Annotated in this window: 15 protein-coding genes and 2 pseudogenes; 8 read left to right on the top strand and 9 right to left on the bottom strand. The window is 58.8% G+C overall.

Translation table 11 applies throughout. From position 1 onward, the window contains the following. Positions 1-600 (bottom strand): annotated as a pseudogene (locus tag K0F75_RS04660) (hypothetical protein); the annotation flags it as partial. Between the two features lie 1,178 nt (positions 601-1,778). Between K0F75_RS04660 and K0F75_RS04655 the strand changes: the two are divergent. Continuing rightward, positions 1,779-2,729 (top strand): LysR family transcriptional regulator, encoded by a 951-nt coding sequence (locus tag K0F75_RS04655; protein ID WP_219060674.1) that lies wholly within the window; start codon positions 1,779-1,781, stop codon positions 2,727-2,729. A gap of 17 nt (positions 2,730-2,746) precedes the next feature. On the opposite strand, the gene K0F75_RS04650 is transcribed toward K0F75_RS04655, so the two are convergent. Beyond that, positions 2,747-4,411 (bottom strand): VRR-NUC domain-containing protein, encoded by a 1,665-nt coding sequence (locus tag K0F75_RS04650; protein ID WP_257604259.1) that lies wholly within the window; start codon positions 4,409-4,411, stop codon positions 2,747-2,749. A gap of 175 nt (positions 4,412-4,586) precedes the next feature. Here K0F75_RS04650 and K0F75_RS04645 point away from each other — a divergent pair, with 175 nt between their 5' ends. Further along, the gene (locus K0F75_RS04645) at positions 4,587-5,102 is read left to right on the top strand and encodes a nucleoside 2-deoxyribosyltransferase (RefSeq protein WP_219060672.1); all 516 of its coding nucleotides are present in this window, start codon (positions 4,587-4,589) and stop codon (positions 5,100-5,102) included. Between the two features lie 47 nt (positions 5,103-5,149). Here K0F75_RS04645 and K0F75_RS04640 read toward each other — a convergent pair whose 3' ends face one another. Then, a complete protein-coding gene (locus K0F75_RS04640) occupies positions 5,150-5,392 on the bottom strand; it encodes a hypothetical protein (protein ID WP_219060671.1) in 243 nt (80 codons plus the stop codon). 210 nt (positions 5,393-5,602) lie between these two features. Between K0F75_RS04640 and K0F75_RS04635 the strand changes: the two genes are divergently transcribed. Further along, entirely contained in the window at positions 5,603-6,682 is a 1,080-nt protein-coding gene (locus K0F75_RS04635) for an AbrB family transcriptional regulator (RefSeq protein WP_219060670.1), read from the top strand. A gap of 58 nt (positions 6,683-6,740) precedes the next feature. On the opposite strand, the gene K0F75_RS04630 is transcribed toward K0F75_RS04635, so the two are convergent. From K0F75_RS04630 to K0F75_RS26160, 3 genes and pseudogenes are all read right to left on the bottom strand, one after another. Then, a complete protein-coding gene (locus K0F75_RS04630; RefSeq protein WP_219060854.1) occupies positions 6,741-7,985 on the bottom strand; it encodes an AGE family epimerase/isomerase in 1,245 nt (414 codons plus the stop codon). Positions 7,986-8,099: 114 nt separating this feature from the next. Further along, positions 8,100-8,963: a methyl-accepting chemotaxis protein gene (locus K0F75_RS26165; protein WP_374028601.1), complete on the bottom strand. Its 864-nt coding sequence runs from the start codon at positions 8,961-8,963 to the stop codon at positions 8,100-8,102. Then, positions 8,958-9,725: pseudogene (locus tag K0F75_RS26160) on the bottom strand (MCP four helix bundle domain-containing protein); the annotation flags it as partial. The pseudogene K0F75_RS26160 and the gene K0F75_RS26165, both read right to left, overlap by 6 nt. A gap of 256 nt (positions 9,726-9,981) precedes the next feature. On the opposite strand from K0F75_RS26160, the gene K0F75_RS04620 reads away from it, so the two are divergent. Beyond that, entirely contained in the window at positions 9,982-10,464 is a 483-nt protein-coding gene (locus K0F75_RS04620) for a GFA family protein (protein WP_219060668.1), read from the top strand. A 79-nt stretch (positions 10,465-10,543) separates the two neighbouring features. On the opposite strand, the gene K0F75_RS04615 is transcribed toward K0F75_RS04620, so the two are convergent. Next, entirely contained in the window at positions 10,544-11,629 is a 1,086-nt protein-coding gene (locus K0F75_RS04615) for an MBL fold metallo-hydrolase (protein ID WP_219060667.1), read from the bottom strand. A 179-nt stretch (positions 11,630-11,808) separates the two neighbouring features. On the opposite strand from K0F75_RS04615, the gene K0F75_RS04610 reads away from it, so the two are divergent. The 3 genes from K0F75_RS04610 (at position 11,809) to K0F75_RS04600 (ending at position 14,401) form a co-directional block, all read left to right on the top strand. Next, positions 11,809-12,423, top strand: coding sequence for a TetR/AcrR family transcriptional regulator (locus tag K0F75_RS04610; protein WP_219060666.1), 615 nt, complete (start codon positions 11,809-11,811; stop codon positions 12,421-12,423). A 62-nt stretch (positions 12,424-12,485) separates the two neighbouring features. Then, positions 12,486-12,920 carry a hypothetical protein gene (locus tag K0F75_RS04605; protein WP_257604258.1) on the top strand — a complete coding sequence of 145 codons (435 nt, stop codon included), beginning with the start codon at positions 12,486-12,488 and terminating at the stop codon, positions 12,918-12,920. Continuing rightward, complete coding sequence (locus K0F75_RS04600; RefSeq protein WP_219060665.1) at positions 12,917-14,401, top strand: ATPase domain-containing protein; 1,485 nt, start codon at positions 12,917-12,919, stop codon at positions 14,399-14,401. Before K0F75_RS04605 ends, K0F75_RS04600 begins: the two co-directional genes overlap by 4 nt. Before the next feature lie 104 nt (positions 14,402-14,505). Here the strand turns inward: K0F75_RS04600 and fahA are convergent, their stop codons facing one another. Both fahA and hmgA read right to left on the bottom strand, forming a co-directional pair. Further along, entirely contained in the window at positions 14,506-15,807 is a 1,302-nt protein-coding gene (gene fahA / locus K0F75_RS04595; RefSeq protein ID WP_219060664.1) for a fumarylacetoacetase, read from the bottom strand. Continuing rightward, positions 15,804-17,111: a homogentisate 1,2-dioxygenase gene (gene hmgA, locus K0F75_RS04590; protein ID WP_219060663.1), complete on the bottom strand. Its 1,308-nt coding sequence runs from the start codon at positions 17,109-17,111 to the stop codon at positions 15,804-15,806. Before hmgA ends, fahA begins: the two co-directional genes overlap by 4 nt. A gap of 151 nt (positions 17,112-17,262) precedes the next feature. On the opposite strand from hmgA, the gene K0F75_RS04585 reads away from it, so the two are divergent. Further along, positions 17,263-18,084, top strand: a complete 822-nt coding sequence (locus K0F75_RS04585; protein ID WP_219060662.1) for an IclR family transcriptional regulator — start codon at positions 17,263-17,265, stop codon at positions 18,082-18,084. Position 18,085: the final 1 nt, after the last annotated feature.

Raw genomic sequence — 18,085 nt, 5'->3', positions numbered from 1 at the left:
GTAGTCGAAGCCGTCGAGGCTCAGGTGATCGGCCAGGGTTTGCTCGGTTTCCGGTTGCTGTAGGGTGTCGCTCAACAGCGCCTGACTCATGTCGAGCTGGCGCCAGAGTTGCGCTCGTTCGCCGGTGGCGGTGAAGCGGTTGATGTCGATCCGACCCTGATCTTTGAGTTTCTCCATACCCTGGTGCAGTGGATTTTTCTGCCCACCCAAGGTCTGCGGCACGATCAGTTGTTGCACCAGCAGCGCGCTGGCGTGATGGGCGTAATGGCCGGCGCGCTGGGCGCACAGGTGCAGCAGGTGTTGCTGGTCGTGAATCCGCGTCTGTACGTGACGCAGACGATAGTGCGCGTCGTGCAGCAGCACGCCGTACAGTTCGCGTTTTCGTGCACTTAACAGCACATCAGCCACCGCTGGCTGCGCTTGCCAGAACTCATCGGCGATCTGGGTTTCGGGATCGCACACCTGTTCCAGCCAATGGGCCCAGGCGCCGGTTTCCACGGAGGTGGGTTGATAGGCCACTTCGCCTTTTTCACAGCGGACCACATGCTGGCGCGCTGCGCTCAAGGCAATGACCGGGAACTGCCCGCTCAGGTCGCACAAGTAGCGGCCCGGTTGGTCGAGCAGCCATTCGTAACCGGGTTGGCGGGCGCGTTGCGGGGCGACCAGGCTGACCGGGAAGGCGTGCGAGCTGAGGTTGAGCCTCGCGACATGCGCCNCGCAGACTGGTTGGCCGCGTCATAGGCGTCGAATGCGCTGAACGCTTCGAGCATTGCCACGCCGTCCGGTTTATCGCGGAACACGCGCTTGAACTTATCTTGCGAGCTGCGCAAGTCCGGGCTCTGGCAGCGTTGGGCGCGCAACGCCGGGTCTTGCTCAAGACGTCGCAAACGCGGCCCGCTGAGCTGAACCTCGCTGAAACAGAGCTGCGGCGACACCTGTTGATCGTTCCAGCTGGACGGCAGCCAGATGTCTTCCAGCGCCTGCCCGGTGGCCAGTCGAGGACCCTCCTCAATCTCGTCGCCCATGCGATAACGGTTCAGGTCGATGTCGTGGTAAGTGGTGTGTTCGTCTGAGACCCGCACTTCCAGCTCGCGCCACAGCCGGTCGCCGAGGAATACGTAGATGAACCCTGCGCGACACAACACTGGAGTGCCGTGATCGTGGGCACTGTTGGCGCCGGGCAAGGCAACGAAGGGCACTACTGGCACGATCTGGTTCCACTGCGCGTCGAACTGGCGCAGGGTGATGGCGACCTCGGGCAAGAGCAGGCGAATGGGACTGTCGTCGACCGTGTCGATTTCCAGCCACAGGCGGTGGGTGTAGTGATTTTTCCAGTTCCAGACGTGCAGGGCGCTGTCCACAAAGTAGGGCTTTTTCAGCGTTTCAGGCTTGTCTTCGGCTGTCAGGGTGTCCAGGCATTTTCCGGCTTGGTCATAAAACGCCAAGCGCTGACTGGGCGGATGGTTGTTGCCGGTGACCTGTACGATCAATTTATTGATTTCGCAGCATGGGCCGCGACTGAGCTTGCTCGGGCCCATATCAGGACTCCTCCATTCAGGTTTTGAGGACGCGAAGCCTGAATGAAAGTGTGCAGGGAGTCTGTCGGACTCAGCAGAGAAGATCAGTGGGACTTTTCCCTGTTCGGAGGACTCATCTACAACCAATGGACTCGAGCGCGAGCCCAAGCCGCTCAAGCCCGCTGTAGACGGGGGGCGATGCAGTTTCCTAAACTGTCGCCTGCGATCGCGCGATGGGTGTAGATCTGGGGGCAGCAACTGATGAACCGCAATGAATTGCGCAAGGCTGACATCAACTTGATGGTGGTCTTCGAAACCCTGATGCAAGAGCGCAATGTGACGCGGGCCGCGCAAAAACTTTTTCTCGGGCAGCCGACGATCAGCGCTGCACTTAACCGCTTGCGAATATTGTTCAGCGACCCGTTGTTTATCCGGATCGGCCATCGCATGGAACCGACCGCACGGGCCGAGGAAATCATCCTGCACCTGTCGCCTGCGCTGGACGCCATGTCAGTGGCGCTGAGCCTGAGCCACGACTTCGATCCCGCAGTCAGCACCATGACTTTCCGCATAGGCCTGTCCGACGATGTCGAGTTTGGCCTGCTGCCGCCCTTGTTACGCGCCTTGCGCCAGGAAGCGCCACAGATCGTGTGCGTGATCAAGCATGTGGACTCCTGGCGCATCCCGGACATGCTGGCCTCGGGAGAGATCACCATCGGCGTCAGCCAGACCCGTGAGCTGCCGGCCAATGCCAAGCGCAAGCTGCTCAGGCAAACCAAGCCAAGGGTGCTGCGCGCCGATGCATCATCGACCCCGCTGACCCTGGATGAGTACTGCTCACGTCCGCACGTCGTGGTCTCCCACATCGCCAATGTCAGCGGTTTTGCTGACGAATGGCTCAAGGCGATTGGCCGCAAGCGCCACGTGGTACTGGCGATTCCGCAATACAGCACCTTGCCCGCACTGATGGCGGGGACCGACTTGCTGGCAAACTTGCCCGACTACACGGCAACGGCTATGTCGGCCGCCTCCAGCCTGCTGTTCGATGAGCCCCTGCCCTTCATGACGCCGACCCTCGACCTGTCGATGGTTTGGCTGAGCATCAATGACACCGACCCGGCCGAACGCTGGCTGCGCTCACGCCTGGAATCGTTCATGAGCAACATGCAGCAAGAAACGCCCGTCACCGCTGGCGCAGTCTTTGGCGTTTAGCCAAAACACCCAGTGACTCAGTCGGCCAGCACCGAACTGACCACCGGTGCCCACTGCACATAACACACCACCACGGGCATCCCATGCTCGGCACAGAAATCCAGCCAGCGCAGTTGGTTGTCCTGCAAACGGTCGCCCGGCCCTTTGACTTCGATCATCCGATAGCGCTGCTCGTCCGGGTAAAACTGGATCAGGTCCGGCATACCCGTGCGATTGGCCTTGATGTCCAGTAGCAGACGCCGAAACCAATGCCGCAGGTGATCCGCGGGCAAACAATGCAGCGCGTGTGCCAGCAGCTCTTCTGACAGGCTGCCCCAAAACACGAAAGGCGATTGCAGCCCGTGCTTGGTTTTGAAATGCTGGCGAATGGTGGTCTTGTAGGCGTCCGAATCCAGCTGTTCCAGGCACTCGCTGAACAACTCGGCCCGGCGCTGATAGAAATCCGGGCTGTAGAGATCGCTGGGAGCACTCTGAAACGGATGAAAAAACGCGCCCGGCAGCGGCGCAAAAATCGCCGGCCAGCACAGCAAGCCAAACAAGGAATTGATCAGCGCGTTCTCGACGTAATGCACCGGCCCTGCCTGATCGCCCAGATGCACCTGGATCAAGCGCTCAACAGAGGTATCCGCCGAGGGCGTCACCACCACGTCGAGTCGACTCAAGGCTCGCGTACGCCGCTGACGCTCGACCGGCAAACCCAGCTTGCGCTGCAAACGCGGGAGGATCCGCAATAGATGCTGCGCTTCGGCGTCACTTTCAGGCGCCGCTTGTGCCTGTTCGAGCAAGGCCATGGCGTGCTCATAATCGGCACTGAGTTCCAGCACCCGAAGCTGCCGTGAACGCGCCCCAGGGTAGTCACATCGCTGATACACACTCAACGCCAGCGGCCAATCCTGAATGCGCTCCGCCTGCTGGCCGATCCGGAACAACAGTTTGGCCCGGCGCATCCGCAGCCAGGCATTATCGGTGCCGATGGCGATGATCTGCCGGGCCAGGTCCGGCAGGTCATTGCCCTCCTCAAGCCCTTGACGGCAGGCATGCAAGTGCAGGCAAGTATCGATGTCCGCCCGCGCGGTGAGGCCTCGGGAATCCAGAGAAAACTCGACCTTTTCGTAGCGATAGATACCCAGGTCAGCCAGCACAAACTCAGACCACTCCTGACTCAGGTTGCCAAAATACAGCAACCGCAATCGGTCACAGATGGGCATGACAGTGAGGCCGAAGATCACGTCTTCACACCCGACAAACCACTGCTCCAGCGTTTGCGGCTGTTCGTAGTGCGGCTGCAGTCGCGTCAACAGGTCGGTCTTTTTCTCTGCGTTTTTTATCGCATGGGCCTGGAAACAGACAGTCAACTCTGCCTTGCGCAGCAACGCGAATAACGCCTCCAGACTGATGGCCGGGTGCTGATCAACCCAGCCATTCTCAAGCAACGGCATGACCGCGTCCCGCACCGCGCCAAGTTCCGAATAGCTCAACTTGCTTGCCCGAAACAATGTGCCCTTGCGCATGACCATCCGCACCAGCAAACCCTGAGCCGTTTTCGGTAAACCGGCAAAATCGACGATAAATTGCCGTTCCTGCTCATCGAGCAGATCGTCATAACGCTGGGCGATCCACTCCAGCACCTGATGGAAGTTTTCCAGGTAATAAAACGGATTTTCGAGGGGCGAGGTGTTCACGGTTTGAGGTTCACGCAACGTTTTTTTGGAAGTCGTCAGGATACTGGTTATCCATACAGATTCCAGCATTGCATTTACACCCACTGCGTTCGACTGATCAGCGGTGTACAGAGGTGACGTGCGACCACCGCAACTGACGATAGAATTGCCCTACGTACGATCTCAAGGTACCGACATGAACCAGAACACAACGCCACTCATCTATCTGGCCGGCTTCGATGTCTTCAGGCCGGACGCCATCGAGCATGGCCGTTACCTCAAGGCGCTGTGTGCCGCCCACGGCATGCAAGGGCTGTATCCGTTTGACAATGAGGTCACCCCCGGTCTGACTCCGGAGGCAACCGCGCGCCTGATCTGCTCGATGAATATCGAGATGATCCAGCGCTGCACGGCGATACTTGCCAACCTGAACGTATTTCGCGGCCTGGAGCCGGACTCGGGTACCGCCTTCGAAGTCGGCATGGCGGTGGGACTGGGCAAACCGGTGTGGGCTTACTTCGATCCGGTCGACTCACTGCGCGCGCTGGTGGCCCATGATGCTCAGGGGGTCGATGCCCAGGGCTTTGTGGTGGAAGACTTCGGCCTGCCGCGCAACTTGATGCTGGCGTGTACATGGGCCGGCGCCAGTGAGACAGCAGAAGAGGCTACGGCAGGTCTGGCGCAGTATCTGGTGGGCCATAAACAGCCGTGACCTAAAGGCAATCTGTGTCGGGGACAACCCGGATTGCCTGATACCCCTCAACTCAAGGTAGACGACCCCACATCCCCGCTGATGGTCGAGTCGAGTTTTTCCGCATCAATGAACTCTTCCAGCCCCAACTCTTCGAGGTCGAGGTCACCTTCCGGGTCGCTGTCGTCATCGGCGTCGGAATCATTCAACGGCGATTGATCACCGCCGAAATGAGGTTCCGTTTCGGTAAAAAACAGAGGTGCCGTTGTTTGCACTGACATGTGTTCCGCTGCGTGTGGGTCAACATTCATCGAGTCCGCCTCCCTCCCTGCATCCCGAATTAATAGCGTGGTCTGCCCATGCCTGAGTAATAAGTGAGATCGCGAAGATCCCTATTGATCAACTAAAGTTATCGATTCAAGACTATTAGAAAATAGACTTGATCGATTGCACTGTCGATACTACTCCTCGTTGCGTTGGCAAATAGTCCATGAGGAAAGCCAGCGCCTTGGAGAACGTCTGTGTCACGCGCTTCCGCTCTATCGCTGCATACGCTACCCCCACTCGTCCAATGGCTCGGTTTGGCTCTGCTGGCAGGCGCCTTCGGTCAATTGCTCAAGTTCTGTGAAATCCCCGCTGCATTGTTTCTTGGGCCGATGCTGACGGCAATTCTGTTTGGCGTATCCGGCGCGTCGATCCGTCTGCACAGGCAAGCCTTTCGCCTGAGTCAGGGTTGTGTGGGAATGCTGGTGGCGCACGCCATGACGATTTCAGTACTGACCACTGTCGCTCAGTCATGGCATGTGATGCTGTTCGCCACGGCATTGACCGTCCTGCTAAGCGCGGTGGTCGGAATTGGGCTAGTGCGCTTTGCTGGCATAGAAGGCAGTACCGCAGCATGGGGCACCGCGCCAGGTGCTGCCTCGGCAATGGTTACCCTGTCCGAAGACTATGGCGCGGATTCGCGGGTGGTCGCGACCATGCAATACGTGCGCGTGGTGTGCGTGGTGATGGTCGGCGCACTGGTCAGCGGCCTGCTCGGCGTGGAAAGCGGCGGTCACGAGATTCAGAGCAGCGCCGTGGCACTGCAGGGTTCGAATGTACTTAATATCATCCTGAGCGTTGCGGCGATCGTGGTCGGTGTGGTGCTGAGCACGCGGATCCCCGCCGGCGCGTTGCTGCTGCCGCTATTGATCGGTGGCGCCCTGCAACTGAGCGGGCTGTTACAGATTACCCTGCCGCCCTGGCTGCTGGCACTTGCCTACGGCGCCATTGGTTGCTACATCGGCCTGCGCTTCGACCGCGCGACGATTCGCTATGTATGGCAGCGTCTGCCAGCCATGATCTGCGGCTCGCTATTGGTGATCTTCCTGTGCTCGCTGTCCGCCTGGTTGATCGCCGAGCTGATGGACAAGGACTTTCTGTCGGTGTATCTCGCCACCAGCCCCGGCGGCCTGGACGCCATGTCGATCATTGCCGTCGATACTCACTCGGATGTCGGCTTCGTACTCGCGATGCAGACCTTGCGCCTGTTTGGCGTGATCGCCACGGGGAGCTTTTTCGCCCGACAGATCATCAGATTGACAGCGAAAATCGCCTGAGGCGTCGACCCTGAGTTGAATCTCTTGCGCCGACCTGGATCAGACTGCGCTAGGGCCTTCAACCCAATCGTGCAAGGGCGGTAGCCAGACTTGGCGCTAAAGCCAATACTGGTAGCAAGGTTGCCTGATAGGCATGGTAAAGGTCCGGTTTACCTGGCCAGATATCCGCACTGGGTTGGTTGTGCGGGTTCAGTTCATGGCGCCAGCTGCCATGTTCGCGGTCGATGAAGAACGTTTCGTTGAACTCCCAAAAACGTCGATACCAGTCTTCGTACTGTTTTTCCCCTGTGCGCCGCAGCAGTGCCGCAGCCGATGCGCAGGCTTCCGCGTGGGTCCAGTGCAGGCGATGACGCACCACCGGACGATTTTCCCAGTCCAGGGTGTAGACGATGCCGGGTGCGCCATCGACGTCCCAACCATGGCGACAGGCACCGGCGAACAGACGCTTGGCGTCCTCCAGCAACCAGGGTGGCGTCGGCAGCTTTGCACGCTGACGTGCGGCCTCAAGGTGCAGCAACAAACGCGACCATTCGAACGCATGCCCTGGCGTGGTGCCGAAGGGCCGAAAACCGTCCGCAGGGTTGTCCTGGTTGTAATCGGGGAGCGGTTGCCAGTGCAGGCTGAAATGCTCAACCACCTGAAAGTCATTGGCGGCGGCATGGTTATGAATCACCCGCTCGACGATACTTAACGCGCGGTCCAGCCACTTGCTGTCGCCGGTGACATCGGCCAACGCCAGAAACGCCTCAGTGCCGTGCATGTTGCTGTTGGCGCCGCGATAGGCTTCTTCATCGCTCCAGTCTCGGGCGAAGGACTCGCGTATCGCGCCTTCTTCAACGCTCCAGAACCGGGTTTCCAACACGCCTATAGCCTCGGCCAGCAATTCGTCCGCACCGGGACGCCCCGCCACCACCGCCGAGCTGGCCGCCAGCGCGACGAACGCGTGCAGGTAAGCCGCTTTGCCGGTTTTGGCTCCCGCGCACAAAGGTGTCGTGAACCAGCCGCCCTGCTCGGCATCGCGCAACGGACCGCTCAGCGCCGCAATTCCGTGATCGACCAGCGCGGCAAAGCCGGGAATACCGCGAATATGGGCAAGGGCAAAGCTGTGGGTCATCCGTGCCGTGTTCATGGTTTCGGCCCGGGCATTATCAGGTAGACATCCCCGGTCATTCAGATTGCCGAAGCCTTGTGGCACCTGCGCCGCCTTGGCAAAAGCCAGCAACCTATTGCCTTCCATCGTCAGCCAGGCCGTATGCCCCGGTGCCTGCAACCAACTGCTGAATCCGCGCTTGCCCTCATCCATTTGTTGTTTTACCTCTGTCGATGAGCAGGATCTAAAGGCCAGATCATGCTTGCCGACGTTGGCCTGGGCAAGGGCCGGTATGTCACGCAACGTCACATACCATCAGCCGACGTCTCAGACCCGGAACCGCGTCACCACCTCACTCAACTCTGCGGCCAAACGCGAAAGCTCATGGCTGGACGTGCTGATCTGATGGGCCCCCGTGGCCGATTGCAGGGACAGGTCGCGGATGTTGACGATGTTGCGATCAACTTCGCGGGCAACCTGCGCCTGCTCTTCAGCAGCACTCGCGATGACCATGTTGCGTTGGGAAATCTGGTTGATCGACTCGGTGATGTCGGCCAGCGACTCGCCGGCGCCCCGAGCCAGTTGCAGGGTCGAACTGGCGCGATCACGGCTAGTGTGCATCGACTCCAGCGCTTGCGCAGAACCGCTGCGCATGGCTGAGACCATTTTGTCGATTTCCAGCGTCGACTGTTGAGTGCGGTGAGCCAGTGCCCGCACTTCATCGGCGACCACCGCAAAACCACGACCGGACTCACCAGCGCGTGCGGCTTCGATGGCGGCGTTCAAGGCCAGCAAGTTGGTCTGCTCGGCAATCGAGCGGATCACGTCAAGCACCTTGCCGATGTCTTGAGACTGGTCGGCCAGATTCTGCACCAACGTCGAGGTAGCCTGCACGTTCGTCGACAGTGACTGGATCGCTTCAACGGTGTCGACCACCCTTGCCTGCCCCGCCTTGGCTGAATCATTGGAGTGGGTGGACGCTTCGGACGTCGACACAGCATTGCGTGCCACCTCTTCCACGGCCGAGGTCATTTCATTGACTGCCGTGGCGGCTTGTTCGATCTCGGCATTCTGCTGTTGCAGGCCGCGGTTGCTGTTTTCCGTCACCGTATTGAGCTCAGTGGCTGCCGACGCCAGTTGCGTTGCCGAGCTACCGATCTGGCGCAGGGTCGTGCGCAAATTACCTTGCATCAGCGCCAGCGCCTGGAGCAAGCGCGTCACTTCGTCCTTGCCGACGATGCGGATGTTTTGGGTCAAATCACCCTTGGCCACATGCTCGGCGGCCTCCACTGCTTCCTCCAGAGGCCCGACGATACTTTTGGTCAGCAATAGCGCCAACATGATGGTGCCCAATGCCGCAACGACCACAAAAATCAGGACGATAGTGCGCGAGTGGTTGTATTGCGCCTCGGCGGTCACTCCCTCCTGATCCACATGCAGGGCATAAAAATCACCCAGATCTGCGAGCTGCTTACCGGAGCCGTCGACGATCTGCTTCATGTCCACCAGCAGCAGTTTGACCAAGGCGTCTCGATTGTTTTGTTCAGCCAGGGTAAAAGACTGCGCGATGCCTTTTTGATAGTCGGCCAGCGATACCTTGAACTGATCGTTCAGCGCCCGCTCTTCCGGGGTATTGATGAACCCGGCGAAGGTCTCGAGTTTTTTCGTCAGGTCCTGATGACGCACGTCCATCTGGCTGCGGTATTGGCTGATGTTCCTGGAGTCCGGGTCCAGGGCCATGCGCAGGGAAATAGTCCGGATACGCAGCATCAGTTCACGAATATCGTTGACCACGCGCATGCTGGGCATCCACTTGCTTTCGACCGCCACCTCACTCTGGCGAATCGTCGACATTTGTACCAAAGCGAACCAGCCAAGCAATGCAACCAGCAGGGAAATCAAAGCGAAACCAAGGCCCGCTCGGCGGGCGATGGTCAAATTGCGTAGGTTCATGACCGTAGGCTCTTTTTATTAGGGGCAGGACGCATACGAGGTAAGTCATCGTACGACTGCTAGATCTATCGACTGCTACTGCGGCATCTTTAGTCGGCGTCAGGAAGAATCCCGACATTTCCTGTCGGCGCATTCGCCGCTAGAAACGCCTCACCCGACGAACGCCATCACGCAAAAGCCTCAATCTGCTTGTCTAGACGTTAGGTGTGCAGAAAAAGTGGCACCCCGTCAACGTTGGCTCAAGGAGGGTTTTGCCATGCATCTGGAAGGTTCCTGCCATTGCGGCGCGGTCGAGTTCAGCCTCAACAGCGCTCATCCGTATCCCTATCAGCGCTGTTACTGCTCAATCTGCCGCAAGACTCAGGGCGGCGGCGGTTACTCGATCAACCTTGGCGGTGACGCACGCAGCCTTAAGGTCAACGGGCGCGAACATATCGCCATCTATCACGCACGAATGAGGCACGACCATCAGACGCATATCAGCAATGCCGAACGGCATTTCTGCAAGCTCTGCGGCAGCGGGTTGTGGCTGTTCAGCCCGGACTGGCCAACGCTGATTCACCCGTTCGCCTCGGCCATCGATACCCCCCTACCCGTGCCACCGGAACATACGCACATATTGCTCGACTCAAAAGCATCCTGGGTCGAGGTCAATGTGCAGCCCGGCGACAAGGAGTTCGACGGCTACCCGGAAGAATCCCTTGAGCAATGGCACGAGCGGCTCGGCTTGAGCCGCTGAGGTCAGTAGCGGTATTCGATAATCGAATTTCAGTGTGGAGATGACCTCCACCCTGTAGCGTCCTCAGGCACCTGAGGACTCAAACATGTCGGCGGTGGCCCTGAGGTTCGGCAGCGTCCGGGCTGTAAGTTTCGATCACCCCCTCCACGCCCAGCCACCATGCATGCCCGCGAGTGGGGTATTGCAGGTAGAACGGCTGGCCCATTTGCGGTGTGCTGATGGCTATGTTCTTTTCCCAGGCCAGGGCCAGAATCCGGTCGAAGGGTTCGTGCCAGGCATGCATCGCCAGATCGAACGTGCCGTTATGGATCGGCAACAACCAGCGACCACGCAGGTCGATATGGGCCTGCAGGGTTTGCTCGGGTTGCATGTGCACGTCCGGCCAGTCGACGTTATAGGCACCGGTTTCCATCAAGGTCAGGTCAAACGGCCCGTACTGCTCGCCGATGTGTTTGAAGCCCTCGAAGTAACCGGTATCGCCACTGAAAAATATCCGCTGATCGTCGTCGATCATCACCCACGATGCCCACAACGAACGATTTCCATCACGCAGTGTACGACCGGAAAAGTGCTGTGATGGCGTGGCAACAAAACGCATGCCTTCAATTTCACTGGACTCCCACCAGTCCAGTTGCCGCACTTTTTGCGCCGGGACGCCCCACTTGACAAGGGTGTCACCCACGCCGACAGGCGCCAGAAAATGCTCGGTTTTATGCGCCAGCGCTTTGATCGTCATGTGATCAAGGTGGTCGTAATGATTGTGTGAAAGGATCACCGCCTTGAGCGGCGGCAACTCTTCAAGGCTGATAGGCGGCTGATGAAAACGTTGCGGCCCAGCCCATTGCACTGGCGAAGCACGCTCGGCGAACACCGGGTCGGTCAGCCAGAACTGATTGCGCAACTTGAGCAGCACCGTGGAATGCCCAAGACGGAAAACGCTGTTATTGGGCGCTGCCAACAACTGCTGGCGCGACAGGGTCTGCACCGGAATCGCGCCCACGGGCCGGGTATGCGCCGGTTTGTTAACGAGGGCGTTCCAAAAGATACGCAACGTCTTGAGAAAGCCCATCCGGTTCATCGGCGCGTGGTTGCGATAACGTCCCTCATGCAGTCGAGAGGCCCGTGATCGGGCAACGTCATCTGAATCTCGTGGTGGCTTGGTCATGACAAACTGACTCCAAGGGGCGGATGGAGGTTCCTGCATCCACACGCATGAGGATGGCAGCGAGAATAAAGATCAGAAGTAACTACACTACACAGTGTAGTTTCAAGCTTGCAACATGTCAGATGACAAGTAAACTGCCGAGTGTAAAAATTTTCACTCCGCCTGTCTGAAGCGAACCTATGAAAGCCCCTCTACGCCTGACCGACCGTAAACGTGAAGCCATTGTTCAGGCGGCTATTGCCGAGTTTCGCGCCAATGGGTTCGAAGTCACCAGCATGGACAAAATTGCCGCATTGGCGGAGGTGTCCAAACGCACGGTGTATAACCACTTCCCGAGCAAAGAGGAGCTTTTCTCCGAAATTCTCCAACAGTTATGGATCAGCAGCGCCGATCGGCTGGACATGACCTATCACCCTGAGCGCCCGCTGCGCGATCAGCTTCAAGAACTGCTTGTGTCGAAAATGCAGATGCTGGCTGACAGCAACTTTCTCGATCTGGCACGAGTGGCCATTGCGGCGACGATCCACTCCCCCGAGCGCGCGCAAAACATGGTCTCCCGCCTCAATGAGCGCGAAGAAAGCTTTACCGCCTGGATTCGCGCCGCCCAGGCAGACGGTCGTTTCAAGGCCATCGACCCGAGTTTTGCCGCCACCCAGATTCATGCATTGCTCAAGGCTTTCGCTTTCTGGCCGCAGATCACCCTGGGCGCTCCGGCTTTGGCCCCTGCCGCCCAGATGTCGGTGATCGAATCGGCACTGGACCTGTTTCTGGGCGGGTACGAAATACCGGCCTGATGGTGGGCTGACGACTATGGAAAGTGTAGTATCGCAGGCTCAGCACAATGAATCAGTGAGCCATGTCCACGGACAGCAAAGAGAGCCGTCAGATCGTAGCTTCTCTGGCGCACCGAGTCGGTAACAAAACCGACCCCGCATATATCGCTGAAGCGATTGTTGCGACATTGCAAGAAATGGACGCAGCCCTGACCCCCATCATCGGCCATCAAGGGGTTGTAGCGCTCTATCGCCGCAGTCTCTACCTGTGTGTTTCCACTCATCCCCACCTGGCTGGCACGCATGAACGCGTGCGGACCGCCATAGATCTGACTGAACTCAAATCCGTGCTTGTTAAGCAAAACAGCACCGAAGCCTGTCTTTTCGGCGAAGAGCTATTGAAGACCTTCTACGAGCTACTGACCACGTTGGTCGGGCCCTCGCTCACCGAACGCTTACTTCGTTCCGTGTGGGAAAATTCTTTGAGCGGTGCTCCCGCGCAGGATACCTCGCCATGACCACCAAAGTGACAATCAACCGCTTGGCAACCGGAGTGCCTGGACTTGACGAGGTGCTCGGCGGAGGATTACCTGAGTTTTCGTTCAACTTGATCGCAGGTCCTCCCGGTTGCGGCAAGACCACGCTTGCCCATCAGATAATGTTCAACCTGGCAAAGCCTGAGCGCCCGGCCATTTTCTTCACGGTACTCGGCGAGCCACCGCTAAAGATGCTGCGTTACCAACAGCAATTCGACTTTTTCGACAGCGAAGCGATCAACCACTCCATCCGCTATATCAACCTGGCCGATGACACGCTGGCAGGCAATCTGGATGAAGTACTGCGGCGTATCGTTGCCGAGGTCGAAGCCCACGGTCCGGCGCTGGTGTTCGTAGACTCCTTCCGGTCAGTGGTACTGGCAAGCCAGACCCAGGACAACCCGAACAACAACCTGCCTCAGTTCGTTCAGCAACTGGGCATGTTGATGACGACATGGCAGGCGACCACCTTCCTGATTGGCGAATACTTCACCGAGACCGACACCAACCCGATTTTCACCGTGGCCGATGGCTTGATCTGGCTACGGCAGAGCGTGCAGCGCAACTCCATGGTGCGCAAGATGGAAATCATGAAGATGCGCGGCCAGCCAACATTGCCCGGGCTGCACACTTTCCGTATTGATACCTCGGGCATCAAAGTCTTCGCACCGGCAGCCATCAACGTCAAGAAACAGGATGATCTGTCAAAAAATGTCGTGCCGCCCCGCTTGAAAATGGGCATCCCCCAACTGGACGAAATGCTCGGTGGCGGTCTTCCCCAAGGGTATTCCTTGCTGGTCGCCGGCCCGTCCGGCTCCGGAAAAAGCATTCTGGCGGCATCCTTCCTGGCTGAAGGTGCCCGCACAGGCGAAACCGGCGTGATTGCGATGTTCGAGCCGCGCCCCAACCATTCGCAGAACGCCACGCTGGCACGCCTTATCAAGAGCGATAAGGTAGGTCTGATAGACAGTCACGCGCCAGACACGTCCATCGACGAAATCGTCCAGTTATTATTGGGCGAGATCAAACGTCTGAAGGCGACCCGTGTGGTCATTGATTCGCTGTCGGGCTTCGAGCTGGCGCTGGCACCGACCTTCCGTGAGGACTTCCGCGAATCACTGTCACGCATGGTCACGGCGCTGACCAGTGTCGGTGTCAGCGTGTTGATGACCTCCGAACTTGAAGACCGTTACACCGACCTGCGCTTCAGCCCGTATGGCACGGCCTTCCTGACCGACGCCATCATCGTCCAGCGCTATATTGAAGTCCAAAGCCGCTTGCTGCGCATTATGGCAGTGGTCAAGGTCCGAGCCAGCGCACACTCGGATGAGCTGCGCCTGTACCGCATTGACGATAAGGGTCTGCAGATTGACGCCATGCTTCTTGACCAGGAAGGCTTGCTCGGAGGCCGGCCGACCCAAAGGCGTTCAGATAGAGCACGCCATGGAGAATATGAGGCTTGAGTCAGCCTTGTGATAGAGGCCACGGGCAAGAATGAGGTGCGATGGTCAGCGCGCCTCGCGTACTCTTCTTGCCCGGCCAAAAACCCGTAAAAGCACGGGCTGTATCAAGCCCCTAGCAACGTGCCCCGGCATTCGCCAAAACCAATGGAGGCGTAACCCTGACGGTGGCAGCGCGCGCGAAAGATGACTTCATCGCCATCCTCAAGGAAGCGTCGGCTTTCGCCGCTAGGCAATGTCAGGGCCTGTTTTCCGCCTTCGCTGATTTCCAGCAGGCTGCCGAACTGCCCTGCCAACGGACCGGACAAAGTGCCGGTGCCGAACAAATCTCCCGGCTGAAGTTTGCAACCATTGACCGTGTGATGCGCGACCATTTGTGCAACGGTCCAGTACATGTTTTGGGTATTGCTCAGCGCCAGGCGATGCGGCGCGATGCCCTGCGCTTTCATCTGTTCGGTGAGCAGCAACACTTCAAGCTCGATATCCAGCGCCCCGCCCTGCTGATCAGCGGCATCGAACAAATACGCCAGCGGCTGCGGATCGCCCTCTGGTCGGGCCGGTTGTGCGATACGGAATGGCGCCAGCGCCTCAGCCGTCACCACCCAGGCAGAAATGCTGGTGGCAAAACTCTTCGACAGAAACGGACCCAGTGGCTGGTATTCCCACGCTTGCAGGTCCCGCGCCGACCAGTCATTGAGCAGACAGAAGCCGGCGATATGCTCGGCCGCCTCGCCGATGGCAATCGCCTCGCCAATCGCATTGCCCGGGCCGATCCATACGCCCATCTCCAGCTCATAATCCAGGCGTTTGCTTGGGCCGAACTCAGGAACGGTCGCGCCCGGGGCCAAGGTCTGGCCATTGGGACGTTTGACGGGAGTGTCCGAGATGCAGATGGTCGAGGCGCGACCGTGATAACCGATAGGCACGTATTTGTAGTTAGGCAGCAACGGATTGTCCGGGCGGAATAGCTTGCCCACGTTCAGCGCATGATGAATGCCGACGTAAAAATCGGTGTAGTCACCGATACGCGCGGGCACGTGCATCTGGCACTCGGACATCGGGTGCAGCACGGTGTCGGCCAATGGCCGCAAACGCGACAGCTGCGGGCTGTTTTCGTCCAGCAGGTGCAGCAGTTCGTTGCGCAGGGCTTGGCGGGCTGGTGCGCCCAGAGCAAAGAAATCATTGAGCTGATCACGGCTTGCGGCTTCAGCAGCATCACGCGCCGCGCCGTTGAAAAAACCGACATCCAGCGCAGCACGCAGGTCGAAAATCATCTCGCCGATGGCAACACCACCGCGCTTGCTCAGACCTGAATGGCTGAAGATACCGAGCGGCAAGTTTTGCAGGGGGAAATCGGAGTGGCCGTTGGCGGACGTCACCCAGCTAAGGGGATTCGATGAAGTGGTCATTGCGGGGTTCCCGAATCGAAATGTTTGGCCATGCCTGACCAGCAGGCATCGTAATCCGTTTGCAGTTGCGGGCAGTCGAGGGCATGGCGGCTGGGGCGCAGCACTTTGCCCGTCTCGAACATGAACGCCATGGTGTTGTCGATCTTGTGCGGTTTGAGGTCGTCGGCGATAGCCTTTTCTGCCGTGGTGTTGTCCGGGCCGTGGGCGCTCATGCAGTTATGCAGGGACGCACCGCCAGGGGCAAAGCCTTCAGCCTTGGCATCGTAGGTACCGTCGATCAGCCCCATAAATTCGTTCATCAGGTTGCGGTGAAACCAGGGCGGCCGAAAGGTTTTTTCAGCCACCATCCACCGCGGCGGGAAAATCACAAAATCGACGTTGGCCTGGCCAGGCACAGTGCCAGGCGCGGTCAGCACAGTGAAAATTGAGGGGTCCGGGTGATCAAAACTCACGGAGCCAATGGTGTTGAAACGACGTAGATCGTATTTATACGGCACGTTGTTGCCATGCCAGGCAACCACGTCGAACGGCGAATGGTCGAGCTGTGTGGCCCACAGTTCACCGAGGAATTTCTGCACCAGTGCGACCGGCTCATCCCTGTCTTCGAACTGTGCGACCGGCGCCAGGAAGTCACGGGCATTGGCCAGCCCATTGCTGCCAATCGGCCCCAGTTCCGGCAGGCGTAAGGCGCAGCCATGGTTTTCGCAGACATAACCGCGTGCTGTAGCGTCAAGCAGCTGGATGCTGAATTTGAGCCCGCGCGGCACTACCGCTATTTCCTGTGGCTCGATGTCCAGCAGACCCAGTTCGCTGACGATCCGCAAGCGACCTGACTGCGGCACGATCAGCCACTCGCCGTCGGCATTGAAAAAAGCCCGGTCCATTGACGCATTGGCACAGTAGACATAAACACTGACGCCTTCGGCCTGATCCGCTGCCGCCGTGCTGGCAAGGCTGATCAAGCCGTCGATGAAGTCGGTACGTTGCGTCGGGATATCGAAGGCATTCCAGCGCAGGCGATTGGGGGTGACTGGCCCGGATTCTAACCCCACGATCTGCCGCGCCAGTCGCTCGTAGCGAGGATGGGTGGCCGAGGGTTTGATCCGGTACAACCAGGTACGTCGGGCTTCTGCGCGCGGCACGGTAAAGGCCGTGCCCGATAGCAGCTCGGTGTACAGGCCATGCGTGTGTTTTTGCGGGGAATTCTGTCCGACCGGCAATGCGCCGGGCAGTGCTTCACTGCTGAACTCATTGCCGAAGCCACGTTGATAGGTCAGGGTTTCAGGAGAGTGGGCTGTGTGCATCTCGACCTCTTGTTATGTGGGTGTGAGGTGGCGTCGACAACGCTTGCGACGAGGACTCAGTCAAGCGTAATTAGATTACGCATAACGTAATTTGAGTTTGTGGTGAGGTCAAGCTATAAAGCAGCCTTCTCAGACCGGCGCGCACCTCTTCATGACAGCGGAAATCGAAAGCCCAGCAAGTGGACGGCAGCAAAAAGTTCAAGCGGCCGAGGTCGGGCTTGGCGTTCTCAAGGCGCTGGCCGAGCTCGCGCCGTCTACCTCGCTGTCAAAGCTCGCCGAACACGTGGGCATGCCCGCGAGCAAGGTCCATCGTTACTTGCAAGCGCTGGTGGCCGGAGGTTTCGCCGAACAGGACGTCACCACCAATCACTATGGTCTGGGACGCGAAGCATTGCAGGTCGGACTGGCCGCGTTGGGGCAACTGGACGTCTTGAAAATCGCGGCGCCGCATCTGGTCGCGTTGCGTGATGAACTCAACGAAACCTGCTTCCTCGCGGTATGGGGCAACAAAGGCCCCACCGTGGTGTATGTCGAGCAATCCATCGGCGCGGTGACGCTGGTGACGCAGATTGGCTCAGTGTTGCCGTTGCTCGGCTCGTCCACCGGGCTGGTGTTTAATACCTTTCTTGCCGCCAATGAAACCGCTGAACTACGCGAATCCGAGTCCACACGGCTGAATGCGCGACAACTGAAAGAAGTCGACCTGCACATCAAACAGATTCGCAGCACCGGCGTGCATCAGATTCACGGCCTGTTGATGGCCGGCGTAAATGCCGTGTCGTCACCGATCTTCGCTGTGGGCAATAAACTGGCAGGCGTGCTGACCGTAGTCGGCTCGGCGTCGGTGTTTACCGCAGAGGTACAGGATTCGGCGGCCAGACAACTGCTGAAAACAGCTCAGGCCATCAGCGACCGGATGGGGGGCAGTCAGCCGGTCGCGGGCAAGCCCGCGCCGACAGGGGAACGCGATTAAC

It is taken from the genome of Pseudomonas sp. UMAB-08 (assembly GCF_900095225.1).
Lineage (GTDB): Bacteria > Pseudomonadota > Gammaproteobacteria > Pseudomonadales > Pseudomonadaceae > Aquipseudomonas.
The sequence above is the reverse complement of the archived record's forward strand: the minus strand, read 5'-3'. Positions and strand labels throughout refer to the sequence as shown.

What these genes read in the sequence shown, in the direction of transcription:
- K0F75_RS04655 (WP_219060674.1), top strand. Translation starts at nt 1,779, where the DNA reads ATGAACCGCAATGAATTGCGCAAGGCTGACATCAACTTGATGGTGGTC.
- K0F75_RS04645 (WP_219060672.1), top strand. Translation starts at nt 4,587, where the DNA reads ATGAACCAGAACACAACGCCACTCATCTATCTGGCCGGCTTCGATGTC.
- K0F75_RS04640 (WP_219060671.1), bottom strand. Translation starts at nt 5,392, where the DNA reads ATGAATGTTGACCCACACGCAGCGGAACACATGTCAGTGCAAACAACG.
- K0F75_RS04630 (WP_219060854.1), bottom strand. Translation starts at nt 7,985, where the DNA reads ATGGATGAGGGCAAGCGCGGATTCAGCAGTTGGTTGCAGGCACCGGGG.
- K0F75_RS26165 (WP_374028601.1), bottom strand. Translation starts at nt 8,963, where the DNA reads ATGCAAGGTAATTTGCGCACGACCCTGCGCCAGATCGGTAGCTCGGCA.
- K0F75_RS04620 (WP_219060668.1), top strand. Translation starts at nt 9,982, where the DNA reads ATGCATCTGGAAGGTTCCTGCCATTGCGGCGCGGTCGAGTTCAGCCTC.
- K0F75_RS04615 (WP_219060667.1), bottom strand. Translation starts at nt 11,629, where the DNA reads ATGACCAAGCCACCACGAGATTCAGATGACGTTGCCCGATCACGGGCC.
- K0F75_RS04610 (WP_219060666.1), top strand. Translation starts at nt 11,809, where the DNA reads ATGAAAGCCCCTCTACGCCTGACCGACCGTAAACGTGAAGCCATTGTT.
- K0F75_RS04605 (WP_257604258.1), top strand. Translation starts at nt 12,486, where the DNA reads ATGTCCACGGACAGCAAAGAGAGCCGTCAGATCGTAGCTTCTCTGGCG.
- K0F75_RS04600 (WP_219060665.1), top strand. Translation starts at nt 12,917, where the DNA reads ATGACCACCAAAGTGACAATCAACCGCTTGGCAACCGGAGTGCCTGGA.
- fahA (WP_219060664.1), bottom strand. Translation starts at nt 15,807, where the DNA reads ATGACCACTTCATCGAATCCCCTTAGCTGGGTGACGTCCGCCAACGGC.
- hmgA (WP_219060663.1), bottom strand. Translation starts at nt 17,111, where the DNA reads ATGCACACAGCCCACTCTCCTGAAACCCTGACCTATCAACGTGGCTTC.
- K0F75_RS04585 (WP_219060662.1), top strand. Translation starts at nt 17,263, where the DNA reads ATGACAGCGGAAATCGAAAGCCCAGCAAGTGGACGGCAGCAAAAAGTT.